16 protein-coding genes are annotated in these 15,659 nt (G+C 65.1%); 6 read left to right on the forward strand and 10 right to left on the reverse strand.

The annotated features are described in order from the left end of the window. The first annotated feature begins 101 nt into the window (after positions 1 to 101). Positions 102 to 1,763, forward strand: a complete 1,662-nt coding sequence (locus FJ986_RS16990) for a sulfatase-like hydrolase/transferase (RefSeq protein WP_140675141.1) — start codon at positions 102 to 104, stop codon at positions 1,761 to 1,763. 109 nt (positions 1,764 to 1,872) lie between these two features. Here FJ986_RS16990 and FJ986_RS16995 read toward each other — a convergent pair whose 3' ends face one another. The 6 genes from FJ986_RS16995 to FJ986_RS17020 form a co-directional block, all read right to left on the reverse strand. Further along, on the reverse strand, positions 1,873 to 3,132 hold the full coding sequence (locus FJ986_RS16995; RefSeq protein ID WP_140497674.1) for an ABC transporter substrate-binding protein: 1,260 nt from the start codon (positions 3,130 to 3,132) through the stop codon (positions 1,873 to 1,875). 63 nt (positions 3,133 to 3,195) lie between these two features. Then, on the reverse strand, positions 3,196 to 3,627 hold the full coding sequence (locus FJ986_RS17000) for a DUF4440 domain-containing protein (RefSeq protein ID WP_140497672.1): 432 nt from the start codon (positions 3,625 to 3,627) through the stop codon (positions 3,196 to 3,198). Further along, a complete protein-coding gene (locus tag FJ986_RS17005; RefSeq protein WP_140675144.1) occupies positions 3,624 to 4,679 on the reverse strand; it encodes an aldo/keto reductase in 1,056 nt (351 codons plus the stop codon). The genes FJ986_RS17000 and FJ986_RS17005 overlap by 4 nt, the downstream gene beginning before the upstream one ends. Then, entirely contained in the window at positions 4,676 to 5,035 is a 360-nt protein-coding gene (locus FJ986_RS17010; RefSeq protein WP_140497668.1) for a TIGR04076 family protein, read from the reverse strand. Before FJ986_RS17010 ends, FJ986_RS17005 begins: the two co-directional genes overlap by 4 nt. 1 nt (position 5,036) lies before the next feature. Beyond that, entirely contained in the window at positions 5,037 to 5,525 is a 489-nt protein-coding gene (locus tag FJ986_RS17015) for a DUF3830 family protein (protein ID WP_140675147.1), read from the reverse strand. 9 nt (positions 5,526 to 5,534) lie between these two features. Further along, on the reverse strand, positions 5,535 to 6,263 hold the full coding sequence (locus FJ986_RS17020; protein WP_140497664.1) for a GntR family transcriptional regulator: 729 nt from the start codon (positions 6,261 to 6,263) through the stop codon (positions 5,535 to 5,537). A gap of 145 nt (positions 6,264 to 6,408) precedes the next feature. Between FJ986_RS17020 and FJ986_RS17025 the strand changes: the two genes are divergently transcribed. From FJ986_RS17025 to FJ986_RS17045, 5 genes are read left to right on the forward strand one after another with little or no spacing between them, the layout of a single operon-like run. Next, on the forward strand, positions 6,409 to 7,209 hold the full coding sequence (locus tag FJ986_RS17025) for an ABC transporter ATP-binding protein (protein ID WP_140520932.1): 801 nt from the start codon (positions 6,409 to 6,411) through the stop codon (positions 7,207 to 7,209). Further along, complete coding sequence (locus FJ986_RS17030) at positions 7,206 to 7,973, forward strand: ABC transporter ATP-binding protein (RefSeq protein WP_140562033.1); 768 nt, start codon at positions 7,206 to 7,208, stop codon at positions 7,971 to 7,973. Before FJ986_RS17025 ends, FJ986_RS17030 begins: the two co-directional genes overlap by 4 nt. Further along, positions 7,970 to 8,878: a branched-chain amino acid ABC transporter permease gene (locus tag FJ986_RS17035; RefSeq protein WP_140675150.1), complete on the forward strand. Its 909-nt coding sequence runs from the start codon at positions 7,970 to 7,972 to the stop codon at positions 8,876 to 8,878. The genes FJ986_RS17030 and FJ986_RS17035 overlap by 4 nt, the downstream gene beginning before the upstream one ends. Next, entirely contained in the window at positions 8,875 to 9,852 is a 978-nt protein-coding gene (locus FJ986_RS17040) for a branched-chain amino acid ABC transporter permease (protein WP_181167662.1), read from the forward strand. Before FJ986_RS17035 ends, FJ986_RS17040 begins: the two co-directional genes overlap by 4 nt. Further along, the gene (locus FJ986_RS17045) at positions 9,849 to 11,147 is read left to right on the forward strand and encodes an FAD-dependent oxidoreductase (RefSeq protein WP_140623701.1); all 1,299 of its coding nucleotides are present in this window, start codon (positions 9,849 to 9,851) and stop codon (positions 11,145 to 11,147) included. Before FJ986_RS17040 ends, FJ986_RS17045 begins: the two co-directional genes overlap by 4 nt. 32 nt (positions 11,148 to 11,179) lie before the next feature. Here FJ986_RS17045 and FJ986_RS17050 read toward each other — a convergent pair whose 3' ends face one another. From FJ986_RS17050 to FJ986_RS17065, 4 genes are read right to left on the reverse strand one after another with little or no spacing between them, the layout of a single operon-like run. After that, positions 11,180 to 11,836 carry a GntR family transcriptional regulator gene (locus FJ986_RS17050; protein ID WP_140623703.1) on the reverse strand — a complete coding sequence of 219 codons (657 nt, stop codon included), beginning with the start codon at positions 11,834 to 11,836 and terminating at the stop codon, positions 11,180 to 11,182. Positions 11,837 to 11,864: 28 nt separating this feature from the next. Beyond that, the gene (locus FJ986_RS17055) at positions 11,865 to 13,169 is read right to left on the reverse strand and encodes an aspartate aminotransferase family protein (RefSeq protein ID WP_140671882.1); all 1,305 of its coding nucleotides are present in this window, start codon (positions 13,167 to 13,169) and stop codon (positions 11,865 to 11,867) included. A 6-nt stretch (positions 13,170 to 13,175) separates the two neighbouring features. Continuing rightward, positions 13,176 to 14,234 (reverse strand): phosphotransferase, encoded by a 1,059-nt coding sequence (locus FJ986_RS17060; protein ID WP_140671884.1) that lies wholly within the window; start codon positions 14,232 to 14,234, stop codon positions 13,176 to 13,178. Continuing rightward, on the reverse strand, positions 14,231 to 15,532 hold the full coding sequence (locus FJ986_RS17065; protein ID WP_181169764.1) for an ArgE/DapE family deacylase: 1,302 nt from the start codon (positions 15,530 to 15,532) through the stop codon (positions 14,231 to 14,233). Before FJ986_RS17065 ends, FJ986_RS17060 begins: the two co-directional genes overlap by 4 nt. Positions 15,533 to 15,659: the final 127 nt, after the last annotated feature.

Here is a 15,659-nt window from a genome sequence, read left to right on the forward strand (position 1 = left end):
TGAGGCATCTGGTTGGGTAAAATGATATTTTGAGGCATCGTTGTAGGACATCGGCCGTTCTGGCACACCGGTCTTGCGCGAACCACAATGACGGACGACCAATGACAGACCGCCGCAACGTCCTTTTCATCATGTGCGACCAGCTGCGCTTCGACTATTTGAGCTGCGCCGGACACCAGACCCTGCACACGCCGAATATCGACCGGCTGGCCAGCCGCGGCGTGCGCTTCACCAACGCCTATGTGCAATCGACCGTGTGCGGGCCCTCGCGCATGAGTGCCTATACAGGCCGCTATGTCCGCTCGCACGGATCGACGCTTAACGGCGTGCCGCTCAGGGTCGGCGAGCCTACGCTCGGCGAGCATCTGCGCGAGATCGGCGTGCGCTGCGCGCTGATCGGCAAGACGCATATGAGGGCCGACGAGGAAGGCATGGAGCGCCTCGGCATCGACAAGACGTCCATCATAGGCGTGCGCGTCGCCGAATGCGGCTTCGAACCGTTCGAGCGCGACGACGGGTTGCATCCGTCGTCCGCCTACGATCCCGACCCGGCCTACGACCAATATCTGCGCGAGCACGGCTTCGACGCCGCCAATCCGTGGGAGCACTGGGCCAATTCCGGTGAAGGCGAGAACGGCGAGAATTTCAACGGCTGGCTGCTCGTCCATGCCGACAAGCCGGCGCGCATTCCCGAGGAGTATTCGGAAACGCCCTACATGACGCGCCGCGCCATGCGCTTCATCGAGGAGGCCGAGGCAAAGGGCGAAGGCTGGTGCGCGCATCTCTCCTACATCAAGCCGCACTGGCCCTACATCGTGCCGGCGCCCTATCACGACATGTACGGCAAGGCCGACATAAAGCCGGTCGTGCGCAGCGAAGCAGAACGCGTCTCGCCCCACCCGATCTTCGAAGCCTTCCAGCAGGAGCGCTATTCCAGGAACTTCTCCCGCGACGAGGTCCGCGAAACGGTCGTTCCCTGCTATATGGGTTTGATCAGACAGATCGACGATCAGTTGGGCGGATTGTTCGGGTTCATGGAACAGCGCGGCCTGTTCGACAACACGATGATCGTGTTCACCTCCGACCACGGCGACTATCTCGGCGACCATTGGCTGGGCGAAAAATACCTGTTCCACGACGTCGCGGCCAAGGTGCCGATGATCGTCTGCGATCCGCGCCGGCAGGCCGACGCGACGCGCGGCACGACGTCGGAGGCGCTGGTGGAGATGATCGACCTCGCGCCCACCTTCCTCGACTTCTTCGGCGGCAAGGCGAAGCCGCACGTTCTCGAGGGCCGGTCGCTGGCGCCGCTGCTGGCCGGCCAGGACGTGAACTGGCGGCGCCACGCGGTGAGCGAGTACGACTATGGCGGCGATGCCGCGCGGCTGAAGCTCGTTATGCCGGTCGCCGACTGCAAGCTCTACATGATCACCGACGGCCGCTTCAAACTGGTCCATGGCGAGGGCCTGGCGCCGATGTTCTTCGATCTGAACGGCGATCCGGACGAACTGCGCGATCTCGGCACCGAAGCATCGGCGGCGGCCGACATCGAACGACTACGGCAGGCGCTGTTCCGCTGGCTGGCGCTGCCCAACAACCGCATCACCGCCGCCGAGGAATGGCTGACGGGAAACGACGACAAGCTGCGGCACTTCGATCCGTTGATCGAGCCCGGCGTGCTGATCGGCTACTGGGACGAGGCCGAGCTCGCCGAACAGCGCGAAAGACGCAGGCGCTGGCTGTCACGCGGGTCGGGAGAATGAAGCCCGCAGCCCTTGTTGTGGACGACATGAATTTCAGAGCGCAAGGCCAAGGCAGGTTGCGAGCAGTCCGGCATCGAGCGATCGGTGCCGGACTGCCTGATGTGGCGGCCTATTGGAGCTTCGCCTGCAGGGCGTTGACGTCGTCCGTGGTCATTTCACCGTCGGTCGTTACCTTGCCGTCGACGATCTTCCATAAGCGGAACGGACCGGTGATGTCGCCATATTTGTCGAAGGCGACCGGGCCGATTACACCTTCGTAGCGGATCGGCTTGCCGTCCTTGATCAATCCGAGCGCCTTGGCGAATTCTTCCTTGCCAGCAAAGATGGGCGCGCCGGCCGGATCGACCGCCTTGTACATGGCGTCCTTGATCTTGGCCGGATCCTCTGAGCCGGCGATGGCGATTGCCAGGCCGACGATGGCGCCGGCATCATAGGAACGGTCGGCCGCGGGATTGGACGGTTCGATGCCCGAAAACGCCTTGTAGTTCTTGGTGAAGTAGTCGGTGGAGGCGGTCGGGCTGGTGCCGGACGAGGTGCCATAGGCCTCCTTGAGATAGTCGGCGCCGACGGACTCGATGAAGTCCGGGCTGTTCATGCCGTCATTGAGCAGGAATTTCTGCACGCCCCCTTGCGAAATCCAGGTGCGGGCGACGGTGGCGCCGTCAACCGGCGTGCTGACGAGATAAAGCCCGTCAGGCTCGCCGGCCATGGCCGCCGTGACTTCCGAGGCATAGCTCGACTGCTTCTCATTGTAGGGCGTGTCGGAGACGACGGTGCCGCCGAGCGCTTTGTAGGCGCGGGAGAATTCGGCCACCATGTTGACCCCGAAATCATTGTTGACATGGATGATCGACAGCTTCTTGAAGCCCTTGTCGATGGCGTATTTCGCGGCGGCCACGCCTTGCAGCGCATCGGAGGTGATGGTGCGGAAGAAGATGCCGTTGGTCTTGCCGTCGCGCCCGAGTGCGGTCAGCGTCGGCGAGGACGAAGCCGGCGAGACCTGCACGATCTTGGCCGGGGCGGTGACCGAGGTCAGGATCGGGATCGACACCGAGGAGATGATGCCGCCGATGATCACCGGCACCTTCTTGACCTGAACCAACTGGGTCGCCGCATCGACGGCGATATTGCCCTGGCTCTGACTATCACGCGTGTCGGTCACCAGATCGCAGCCGCGAACGCCGCCGGCGTCGTTGATGTCGCGGAAGGCCATCTCGACCGATTTCGCGCCGGCCTGGCCGTATTCACCGGCCGGTCCGGTCAATTCCATGACGAGGCCGACCGTGATCTTGCAGTCGGCGGCATGGGCCGCGCTGGCAATCATCACGAGAGCGAGCGCGGTGGTGAGTTGGAGTATCGTCTTTCTCATTGTTGTTCCCCTTGAGCTACACGAATCGAGTTACACGAACCAAATTTCACGCCTGGAGCCTGTTCAGCTTTCCGGCATCTGCAGCCAGGTTTCATGCAGATGTCGCCATTCGACGCCGTTGGGCGCCGATGGATTGGTGGTGAAGAGCGCACTCGACTGACGGCGGCTATGCTTGCCGCCTCGCAACTGCGCCTCGACATAGAGCACGACGATCGCGCCGCCGGTTTGCCAGCCCGGCCGGATGTCCTCGATCGAGATGGCGAAGGCTTCGTCGCAGGAAGCGCAGCTTGCGCGGACATGGTCGACCACCGCATCGCGATCGAGGACCGTGCCGTCAGGCGTGACCATGGCCAGGCCTTCGCCCATGACGCGTTCGAAGCGGCTGAAATCGGCCTTGCCGGCGCGCGATGCGACGAACCAGTCGACGAAGAAGCGATGCAACTCGACGATTTCGGTGCTGGCCCGCGAAAACAGGCTTTCGGTGGTGGCGCTCATGGCCGGGCCGCGTTGAGATTGTAGTGCATGATCGAGCCGTGGCGGCCGTGACGGTCGCGCTCCAGCGTGTAGACGTCGCCGAGGGGACCCCGGCTCTGGGCGATCACGGCGCCGATCTCCGCCCGGTCCTCGGCCCCGAGCGCGACATCCATGATCTTCGCATTGGCCAGCGCATGCGCCTGGTTGCGGGCGCCGACGATGACGGCCGCCACTTGCGGCTGCTCGAGCACCCAGGCGCTGGCGACAGTGGCGATGTCGACGCCGTGGCGGTCGCCGATCCGCTTCAGCACCCTGAGCAGGGCCTGGAAGAGCTCCCAGCCGCCGAAATCGTCTATGATCAGCTTGTATTTGACCAGCGAGCGGTTTTCGAGCGGCATGTCCGGCTCGGCGACGCCGAGCCATCTGTCGCCGAGAAAGCCGCCGGCCACCGAACCGTAGCAGAGAAAGCTGACGCCGTTGCGTGCCGCGAGCGCGGCGAGGCTCGCCGCCGGACGCTGGTCGAGGACGGAGTATTGCAGTTGCTGGCTGACGACTGGCACGCCGGCCGACAGGATCTCGCCAAGGCGCTGCGTATCGAAATTGGTGGTGCCGACATTGCGCACCTTGCCTTCCAGCCGTAGCTCGTCGAGCCAACCCATCGCGTCGACATAGCGAGGCACTGAATAGTCCCACCAGTGGAACTGCACGAGGTCGAGCCGTTCGGTCTTCAGCCGGCGCAGAGACTGGTCGACGATGCCTCTGATGTAGTCGCGGCTGATGCCGGCGAGCCGCTCGAGGTCCGGCACCAGCTTGGTGTGCACCCTCATCCTGGCGGCGGCATCGAGACCACGTTCGTTGGCCAGACGCAGCCGCGCCGCTCCGATCAGTTCCTCGACGCCGGTGTAGATATCGGCGCAGTCATAGGTCCAGATGCCGGCGTTGAACGTGGCGATCAGGTCAGATACTGCCTGCTGACGGTCGACCGCGCCGTGGCCGCCGGCCAACTGCCAGCCACCGCGAATGACGCGCGAGATTGTGTAGCCGGGGCTGAGTTCGAAAGTCTTGGCGGTCATCTCTGCTCACTCTCCTTCGGCAGCGGCACCGCCGTGGTCTCGGCGTGGCTGAACCGCCGTTTGCCGGTCCTGACGATCCTGAGCCTGCTGGCGCAATTGGGATCGGGACAGGCGATCTCGGCATCCGAGGTCATCCAGTCATTGGCATGGGTGGGGCGCTGCTTCGCCGCCAGCAGCGGCAGCACGGCCGCTATGGAATAGATCGAAAATCCCTGGCCCACCGGCATCGACAGCATCTCGCCTTTCAGCTCGAAATAGTCGCCGGGCCTGGCGCCGCAATACACCGGCTTGCCCTCGGGGACGACAGCCTCGACGCGGAGGTCGAAGAGTTCGAAGCTGTCGTCGCGTTCAGCCATTTCAGCTCTCCAGCCGCGTGAAGGTGACATCGCAGGCGCCGTTGCGGCGAATGATGCCGCAGGCAGAAGCGAACTGATCGCGTTGCTCGGGCAGCACCTGCGCAACGACGCTTCCCGCCAGCCAGCCGATCGGAAACAGCAGGCGCGCGCCTTGCCCGTAGAACAGGCCGATGTCGAAGATCGCATGCGGGTTGCCGCCCCACATGCGCGGCGGCACATAGGAAAGCACGATGTCGCCGGGCTGCGGCGTCAGCGTCGCGTTCTCCGCCGGCAAGGCCTGGGCAAAGGCCTCGCCGTCCAGATGCGCCGCGGGGATCGGACAGGAGATTTCCGGGCCGGTCCACATGGCATGAATGCCCGCGACGACGCGCGGCTCGGCCAGGTAAGACCACAGGAACGTTGCGTTCTCTGGCGCTTTTTCCGGCAGCAACTGCGCCGTCACCGACAGCTCGGAATGCGGCTCGGTGATCCTGATGATGCGTCTGCTCATATCAGGCATTCACTCCGCCTTTGCCGTCAACTTCAGCTTGTCGCGCAGGAAAGCGAAAGGGCGGCTGATGTCGGCCACCAGCGCCTCGCGTGCGGCCTGGGCATCCTGCGCCGCAAGCGCGGCGACGATGCTGCGATGATAATGGGCGGTGTCGACCTCGCCGGCCTCGGAAAAGGCATAGATTGCAACGCGGATGCATGGTCCCGACTGCAGCCAGAGGCTCTCGATCATCGGGATCAGCACGGCGGAACCGCAGGCGCGATAGATTTCGAAATGAAAGCTCTGATTGAGCGTCACCTCGCGGTCGACATCCTTCTTGTGCTTCAGCGCCCGCATCTCATCCCATTCACCGAGAATGGTTTCGATGGTGGCGATCTGACGCGGATCCATGCGCGCGGCGGCAAGCGCGATTGCCTCGCCTTCGATCAGGGCACGGGCGCGCAGGAGGTCGTCGATGCGTTCCAGCGTGATCGGCGGCACCCGCACCGAGCGGTTTGGAAGCGCTTCCAGCGCCTTTTCCGTGATCAGCCGCCCAAGCGCCTCGCGCACCGGCATGGTGGACGTGACCAGCGCATCGGCAAGGCCGCGTATGGTCAGAACCTGGCTCGGCTCGAAGAGACCGCCAATCAGCGCCCGGCGCAATTCGGAATAGACGCGGTCCTGCACCGTCTCGCGGCCGACCGGCGCGAGTTGCGCGGCGATGACCTCGTTGGTGCGCTCGACAGCAGCCCTTTGCATGGCGTTCCCGATCTTGGCCTTTTCGACGGCCTGGCCTGTTTTCGGCTTGCGGAGAAAATTAAAGCTGATTAGCGTGATCAAAGCAAGTGTGATCACAAATCAAAAAATCAGAAAGCGGCAAAGATCGCTTCGGCCAGAGGGCTTGATGAACGACACGGCGAAACGGCATGGGACGGAGACCCAGGCGCCGGTTCTGGCAGCAAAGAACGTCGTGCGGCGTTTCGGCGGCCTTGTCGCCGTCAACGATGTTTCGTTCGAGGTCCGCCCGGGCGAGATCCTCGGCCTGATCGGCCCCAACGGCGCCGGCAAGACGACGATGTTCGACCTGCTCGCCGGCAGCATCCTGCCTACAAGCGGCGAGATACGTCTCAACGGGGCGCTCGTCTCCGGCGAAGCAGCGCACCTGCGCATTGGCCGCGGTCTTGGGCGCACCTTTCAGATTCCCCGGCCCTTGCCCAATCTCACGCTGATCGAAAACGTCATGCTCGCCGCGCAACGTCAGGCAGGGGAGCGGCTGCTCGCCAATTTCCTGATTCCGTGGCGGGTCGCCGCCGAAGAGAAGGCAGCCGCCGAGAAGGCTGCCGAACTGCTTGAACTCGTCTCGCTCACCCGGCTGGCGCACGAACCGGCGCGGGTGCTTTCGGGCGGCCAGCGCAAACTGCTCGAACTTGCCCGTGTGATGATGGCCGACCCGGCGATCATCCTGCTCGACGAGCCCGCGGCCGGCGTCAACGCCACGCTGCTCGAAGTCATCATCGACCGCATCCGCGACATCAACAGAAGCGGCATCACCTTTCTTCTGATCGAGCACAACATCGACATGGTGACGCGGCTTTGCCATCGCGTCCTGGTGATGGCGGGCGGCGAGCTTCTGTGCGAAGGCACGGCCGACGAGGTGGCGCGCGATCCGCGCGTGATAGAGGCTTATCTCGGGGGCGCGGCGTGACCGGCACCGTGCTTGACGTCCGCAACCTCGAAGCCGGCTACGAACCCGGCGTGCCGATCGTGCGCGGTGCCTCGATCACGGTGAGGAAGGGCGAAATCGTCGTCGTTCTCGGCCCCAACGGTGCCGGCAAGTCGAGCCTGATCAAGGCAATTGCCGGTCTCGTCCCGGTCACCGGCGGCACCGTTCTCCTCGACGGCAAGGATATCACCACCGCACCGGCCCACACCATGGTGCGGCTTGGGCTCGCCTTCGTGCCTCAGACCGAGAACGTGTTTCCACTGATGTCGGTCGACGACAATCTCAGGGTTGCCTGCGGCATCATCGAGCGCCGCGGGGTTCCCGCCCGCATCGACGAGATGTACGCGACCTTCCCCGACCTGGCGCGCCAGCGCCGCATCGCCGCCGGCAATCTGTCGGGCGGGCAACGCCAGATGCTGGCCGTGGCGCGGGCGCTGATCGTCCACCCCAAGGTGCTGGTGCTGGACGAGCCGTCGGCCGGCCTGTCGCCGAAATTCGTCTCGATGGTGTTCGAGATGCTGGCCGGCATCCGCAAGTCCGGCGTCACCATCCTTCTCGTCGAACAGAACGCCAAGGCGGCGCTCGCCATCGGCGACCGCGCCTATGTGCTGGTCGAAGGCAAGGACCGGCACGAGGGCATCGCCGCTGAATTGTGGAGCGATCCGGTGGTCGCCGAGCTCTATCTTGGCCAGCGCCCGGACAGTGCCGGCAAGGCCGCGCCTTCAGGCAAGGGAAGTGCGGCATGAACCTGCAATTCATCGTCGACGGATTGCTGACCGGCTCGATGATAGGCCTCGGCGCCATCGGCGTGACGCTGACCTATTCGATCCTGCGCTTCTCGAACTTCGCCCATGGCGACTTCATGGCCTGGGGCACCTATGCGACGCTGGCCGTCGTAGGCGCCATCGGCGCCACGATCGGCAAGGTGGCGCCGATCGCCCCGCTTTCCTTCGGCTGGCCGCTCATCGTCGCATTGGTCATTGGCATGGCATTCACCGCCCTGCTGGCGCTGCTGCTCGACAAGGTGCTGTTCGCGCGGCTGCGCTCCCAGGGCCAGGCCATCATCGTGGTGATGGCAAGCTTCGGCGCCTCGATGGCGCTGCGAAGCCTGCTCGAGTTCACCTTCACCTCACGCCCGACCTATTTCAGCCGCGCCATCCAGATCGCCATGCCGGTCGGCTTCGGCATCCGCATCACGCCCGACCAGATCGCGCTTTTGCTGCTGACGGCGATTCTGGTGTTGGGCGTACACCTGTTGATGACGCGCACGCAGACCGGCCGGTCCATGCAGGCCCTGAGCCAGAATGCGGCCCTTGCCCGCGTCGTCGGCATCGACGTCGCCAAGGTGGTGCGTGTCACCTGGATCCTCGGCGCAGCGCTTGCCTGCGTCGCCGGCGTGATGATCGGCATCCTGGTGCAGATCCGCCCATTCATGGGCTTCGACATGCTGCTGCCGATGTTCGCGGCCGCCATTCTGGGCGGCATCGGCAGCATCCCGGGCGCCGTGCTCGGCGGGTTGATCATCGGGCTCGCCGAAGCGGGCGCCGTGCAACTGATCGGCGCCGAATGGCGCGCCGCGGTCTCCTTCATCATCTTGATGGCGGTGCTGTTCGTGCGGCCGATCGGCCTTTTTGGTGTGAAGGAACGCTGATGGACCTGCTCGGCTATGGCGCTTTCTTCCTGACCACGGCGCTGATCTTTTCGTTGGTCACGCTGGGGCTCAATCTGCAATGGGGGCTGACTGGGCTCTTCAATGTCGGGCTCGCCGGCTTCGTCGCCATCGGCGCCTATACATCGGCGCTGCTGACGACGCCGGACGATGCCGCGCGTCTGGGCGGTTTTGGGCTACCGATCCTGGCCGGCTGGGTCGGCGCCATGGTCGTCGGCGGCATCGCCGCGGCCCTGACGGGCATCGCCACGTTGCGGCTCAGATCCGACTACCTTGCCATCACCACCTTCGGCGTCGCCGTGGTCGTGCAACTGGTCGCGCTTAATGCGCAGAAACTGACCGGCGGTCCGTTCGGCATCGGCTTCATCCCGCGCCCCTTCGGCAGCCTCGCCGAGACGCCGCTGCTGTTCAACCTGTCGAACCTTGCCGTCGTCTCGGCGGTCACGTTGGTTGCCTATCTGGCGCTGGAGCACCTGTCTCGCAGCCCGTGGGGCCGGGTGCTGAAGGCGCTGCGGGAGGACGAGCGGGCGGCGATCTCGCTCGGCAAGAGCGCGCGCTTCTACCGTGTCCAGGCCTTCGCGGTCGGCGGTGCCATCATGGCCCTAGCGGGCGCCTTGCAGGCGCATTTCACCGGCTTCATTGCGCCGGACAATTACCTGCCGATCCTGACCTTCCAGGTCTGGGTGATGCTGATCGTCGGCGGCTCGGGCAGCAATGCCGGTGCCGTCATCGGCAGCATCCTGGTCTGGGGGATATGGGCCGGGTCGGGCACGCTCACCAGCGCGCTGTTCCCGCCGGAGCAACAGGCCCGCGCCGCATCCCTGCAGATCGTGGCAATCGGCGTCATGCTGTGCATCATCCTCCTGGTCCGCCCCAACGGACTGTTCGGGGAACGGCCGCGGCGGGCACGGCTCGGCAAGCGGGCGAAGGTGGCCGCCAGCGAGAGCGGCTCGTGACCGCAATGGCCCGGCAGGAAGCGCTTTCGCTTTGGCACGCGGTCAGCCGTGAGACCCGCCTCCGCCCGGCGCTGGAAGGCGAGCTCGATGTCGACCTTGCCATCGTCGGCGGCGGCTTCACCGGCCTTTCGACGGCCTTGCATGCCGCGGCCAGAGGTCTTTCGGTCGCCGTTCTCGAGGCCGAAACCATCGCCTGGGGCGCTACCGGCAGGAATGCCGGCTTCATCGTACCGAACTTCGCCAAAATGGATCCGGATGCGATAAAGGCCCATCTAGGCCCCGCGCGCGGCGAGAGGCTGATCGACTTCGCCGCTGGCAGCGCCGACCTGGTCTTTGGCCTGATCAGGCGGCACGACATCAAGTGCGACGCGGTGCAGAACGGTTGGATCCAGCCGGCACATTCCCCTGTCGCGCTCGAAAAGGTCAAATCACGCGCGGGGCAATGGGCGGAGCGCGGCCGACCGGCCGTCGTGTTGGACCGGCAAGAAATCGAGGCGCTGACCGGCGCCCGCGGTTATGTCGGCGGTTGGATGGATCGTTCCGGAGGCGTACTCAATCCGGTCGCCTATGCGCGCGGCCTGGCCGACGTGGCGGAAAAAACCGGCGCGCGCCTGTTCGAGCACACGCGCGTCGTCGCAATCGACCCCATCGCGGACGGCTGGTCGCTGAAGACGCAAACGGGTTCGGTGCGCACCGGAAAGGTGCTGATCGCCACCAATGCCTATGGCGGACAGCTCAATCCGGGGCTTCGGAAAAGCTTTTTCCCGCTGAAAATCTTCCAGATCGCGACGGCGCCGCTGCCGCGCAAGGTGCGCAGCCGCCTGTTGCCCGGCGGGCAAGGCGTCGGCGACACGAGACGCAATCTCTTCACCTACCGCTTCGATGCCGAAAACCGGCTGATCAGCGGCGGCATGCATGTCTTCGGCGCGGGTGCGGACCGACGCCTGCCGCAGACGATCCGGCGGCGGCTGGCCCGGCATCTCGAACTCCCGGACCTGCCGCCGCTCGCCTATGGCTGGTCGGGCATGGCTGCGGTCGAACCCGATTTCCTGCCCCACCTCATCGATCTCGGACCGGGGCTGATCGCGGGTCGCGCCTGCAACGGCCGCGGCATCGCCATGACCACGGCCATGGGCAAGGTGCTTGCGGACTGGGCTAGCGGAACCGACGCCCGCGATCTGCCGCTGCCCTTTGCGCCGCCGTCGCGGATGCCGTTCCACAGCCTGCTGCGCTTCGCGCCGAACGCGCTGCTGCCGTGGAGCATGCTTCGCGACCGGCTGGACAAGACCGGATAGGCCGATCGCCAGGGCGCGACGGCATCGGATCGTCATTCGGCCGCGCGAAGGTTCCCCGCCAGCACCGCCGCCGCCATGGCGATGTCCTGTTCTATGAAGGTCCTGACGTCGGCGCCGTTGCGCTGCGCCAATGCCGCGACGATCTTGCGATGCGCCTCGTTCGACTGGGGTTTGTAGCGATCGGCCTGCATCAGGAGCTTGAGATAGGGCCCAACCCGCCCCCAGAGATCACGGATCATGTTGAGGAGGATCGGGGCCCCGGCATGCCGGTAGATGGCGAAGTGGAAGGCCTCGTTGAGCGCGAGATAGGCCCCGGCGTCGCCCGCCTCAATCGCGCGCTGCATGCCCGCCAGCGTGGCCTGTATGTCGACCAGCCCGTCTTCGGTGATGCGCGACGCGGCCATCTCACCCGCCAACCCCTCCACAGCGACGCGGATGCGCGTCAGTTCCTCGAAGGCGGGGGCAGACAGCAAGGGCACGATGATCGAGCGGTTGTTCTGCAACTCCAGAAGCCGCTCGGCGACGAGCCGTTGCAGCGCCTCGCGGATCGGCGTCGTCGAAATGCCGAATGTCTCGGCAAGCTTGCGGATGACCAATGTCTGGCCCGGGCTGAAGCCGCCCGAAATCAGCTCCTGCTTGAGCGCGCCATAGGCGCGGTCGTTCAGGGTCTGATGTTCGAGCTTCAGCATGTCGATCGCCGCCCCCTTTCCTATCCCCTCACCAGCGCGACAGGGTGCGATCGAGCGTTTCGGCAAGTTGCTCGGCATTGTCCCTGGCGAACGGCAATGGCGGCCTGATCTTCAGCACGTTCCCGCGCGGACCGCATGACGAGATCAGCACGCCGTCCTCGCGCATGGCTTCGACGACCGCCGACGTCCTGGTGGCGGCCAGCGCCTCGTCCTCCTCCGCCGTCAACTCGATGCCGAAATAAAGGCCGTTATGCCTGACATCGGCGACCATGGCATGCCGGTTCTGCAGAGCCCGCAGCAGCTCGCCCGTATAGGCCCCAACCGTGCGCGCATTCTCGACCAGTCCCTCGCCTTCGATGACATCGAGCACCGCGATGCCGACGGCGGCGGCGACGGGGTTGCCGCCGAATGTGTTGAAGTAGCCGGTGTTGGAACCGAAGGAGGCAACAAGCTGCGGCCGCACGATGACCGCGGCCATCGGATGCCCGTCGCCGATCGGCTTGCCCATGGTGACGATGTCAGGTTCGAGGCCGTAATTGGCGAAACCCCACATGCCCTGGCCGAGCCTGCCGAAGCCGGACTGGACTTCGTCGGCAATGACGATGCCGCCCGCCTTCCTGACGTGATCGGCGGCCTCGCGCATCGCCGACGCATCGGGGAAGAAAATTCCGTCGCTGGAAAATGCCGAGTCGATCAGCAGCGCCGCCGGGCGCACGTTCTGTGCGCGCATGTCCTCAATGGCGGCGGCGACATTCCTGGCGAAATCGCGTGCGGCCCGGCCCTGATCGCGAAACGTATCCGGGGCGGCCACGGTCCTGTGCTGCGCGGGCACGCCCTTCGCCCCGACCGCGGCCGGCGACAGCTGCGCGGTGGCGATGGTGGCGCCATGATAGGCGAAATCGGTGATGATCACGCCGGTATTGCCGCTCGAATGCTGGGCGATGCGGATGGCGAGATCGTTGGCCTCGCTGCCGGTGCAGGTGAACATGGCATGGCCGAGATGGGGCGGAAGCGTGCCGAGAAGTCTTTCCGCGTAGTCGAGGATGATTTCGCTGAGGTAACGCGTGTGGGTGTTGAGCGTGGCCGCCTGCCCCGACAGCGCCTCGACGACACGTGGATGGCAATGCCCGACCGAAGCGACGTTGTTGTAGGCATCGAGATACTTGCGACCTTGGGCATCGTAGAGCCAGACGCCGCTGCCACGCACGAGATGGATCGGGTTGCGGTAGAAGGCGCGATAGGTCGGGCCGAGCAGCCTGGCACGGCGCTCGAGCAGCGCGGATGCTGATGCACCGGCATCGGCGGAGGCATTTGCGGGCGAGGATTGGGACACGAGCGTCTACTCCGGATTGGAATGATCGAGGAAATAACGGCGGGCATCGCTGTGTGACAGTCCGTCCAGCCGCTCGAGCGAGGCCCAGACCTCGGTGATGAGGCGCAGCACATAATCGCGCTTGGCCGGGAAGCGCTCCGCCTGCCAGGTGGCAATGTTGGCGATGAGAGCAAGGCGGGCACGGATCAGGTCGAACAGGATGCCGATCTCCTCGGCCTCGAGCGGCTGCACCGACTGGTAGCCAGCAACGAAGCGCGCGGCGGGCGCCAGCGGGTGACCGTCGGCTGGCCAGCGGTAGACGGCGCCGATGGCGAGATCGCAGATCAGCGGCGAATGGATCATGTCGCCGAAATCGAGGATGCCGCTGACGATCTCCGGCCGCGATGCGTCCATCACCACATTGTACGAGTTCATGTCGTTGTGGACGATCTGGGCGCGCAGGCTGGGGATGACGGGTGCGGCGTGCTCCTCGAAGGCATCGATGACGCGCTCGACCATGGCCCGGCGCCCGGCATCGGCAATATGCGCCAGCATGGGCCGCGTCTTGGCGACCTTGCGGATATCCCACAAAAGGTCGCTGCCGGCGGCCGGGTGGAAAAAGCCGCGCAATGCCCGGCCAAGCCGAGCGAGGAAGATGCCGAGATTGCGATCTTGCGCAGGCGATACAGGCGAGCGCGAAAGCAACTGGCCGGGCAGATAGGTGACCAGCCGGATGATACGCGGCTGCGAACCGCCGATGCTGACGGCGAACTGCGCATCTCCATCGAGGCTTTTGCGCACCGAGGGAACCGGCAAGGCGGGATCGACCGCAAGGATGTGGTCCAGCGCCTTGTTCTGGAAATCGGTGAAGCCGGCCTCTTCCGCCGGATGCGAGATTTTCAGGACAAACTCGCCCTCGCCATCGGTGCGGATGTGAAAATTGTGGTCGCGCTCCCCGGGCAAGGGCTGAGCGGTGCCGGCAAGGCCGTAGTGCTGGCGCAGGATGGCAAGCGCATCGGCGATCGAGACATCGGGCGCGTCCTCGGCCAGCGTCTCGCCGAATGCATCGGTCACGGCGCCGGTCATGGCCTTGCCTCGGGGTCGACAGGCTCCAGCCCACACCAGTCGGCGATGAACAGTGCGATTGTCTGGGTGACCTTGCGTACGGAATCAAGGTCCACCGCTTCGTCATAGCCATGCGGCATGCGGCAGATCGGACCGTAGACGATGGCCGGCGTGTCGGCGTAGAGGCCGAAGAAGCGCGCATCGGTGGTGGCAGAGGTGACGTGTTCCTGCAGCGGCTCGCCCCAGACGGCGGTATGGCTACGACGCAGCACGGTTTCCATCTCGTCGGCGCCCTCCAGCACATAGCCCTCGGCCATGAAGCCATTGTAGGTGATCCTGGGCGGGCGGTTGGCCATGAACGGATCGGCGCGGGCCGCGTCGGCGATGCAGGCCTCGAGCTCGGCTCTGGCATCCTCCAGCTTCTGGCCGGGATAGGTGGCGACACGCATCTCGAACACGCAGCGCGCGGGGACGCTCGATGTCCATTCGCCGCCTTCGATCTTGCCCAGATTGAAACGGATCGGATGCGGGTGATCGCAGAAATGCCTGTCGTCGACCTTGCGCGCGTTCCAGACGATTTCGAGCTGCTTCAACGCCTGGATGATGAGGAAAGCCTTTTCGATGGCGTTGGCGCCGGCCGAGAAAGCGCCCGACGCATGCTGGGGATCGCCGTCGACCTCGACCCTAAACCAGATCGGGCCGACCTGCGCCCGCATCAGCTTCGGCTCCAGCGGTTCGGGGATGAAGGCTGCGTCGGCGCGGTAACCGCGCTGCAGGCAAGCGAGCGCGCCATTGCCGGTGCACTCTTCCTCGACCACCGATTGCAGGAAGACCTTCGCGGCCGGCTGATAGCCGAGGCAACGCAGTGCGGCCAGCGCGTAGAGGCAGGCCGAGAGCCCAGCCTTCATGTCGCCGGCGCCGCGACCATGCATCCAGCCGTCCTCGATGACCGGATCATAGGGATCGCGCAGCCAGCGATCGAGCGGGCCCGTCGGCACGACGTCGATGTGGCCGTTGAGGATCAGCGAGCGGCCGGTCGCGTTTCGCGGCATGTGGGTGGCGACGACGTTGAAGGCGTCGTCATAGGAGACGGCCACGGGCGAAAAGCCCGGCAGGTCGCGAATCGCATCGACATCGACACGCCACATGTCCACCGTATAGCCATCTGCTTCATACGCGGCTGCCATGAAGGATTGGGCCGCGTGTTCTTCGCCGCGTTGCGAGGGGAAGCGCACGAGGTTCGCGAGGAATTCCACCTGCCGCGCGAAGCCTTCGTCGACCGCGTTCAAAATGGCCTCGTCGGCAATTCGCTCAGGCATGATATTCCGCTTTCCGTTCGATGGTGTATCATATCTCATATGCCATCTCTGTGAAACGCAAGGGACAGGTGGGCCAAAAATCTTGACCCACCTCGGGAGCCTCTTGGCAAGCGAGCGCAGAGTTGGC

It is taken from the genome of Mesorhizobium sp. B1-1-1, assembly GCF_006442955.1.
Lineage (GTDB): Bacteria > Pseudomonadota > Alphaproteobacteria > Rhizobiales > Rhizobiaceae > Mesorhizobium.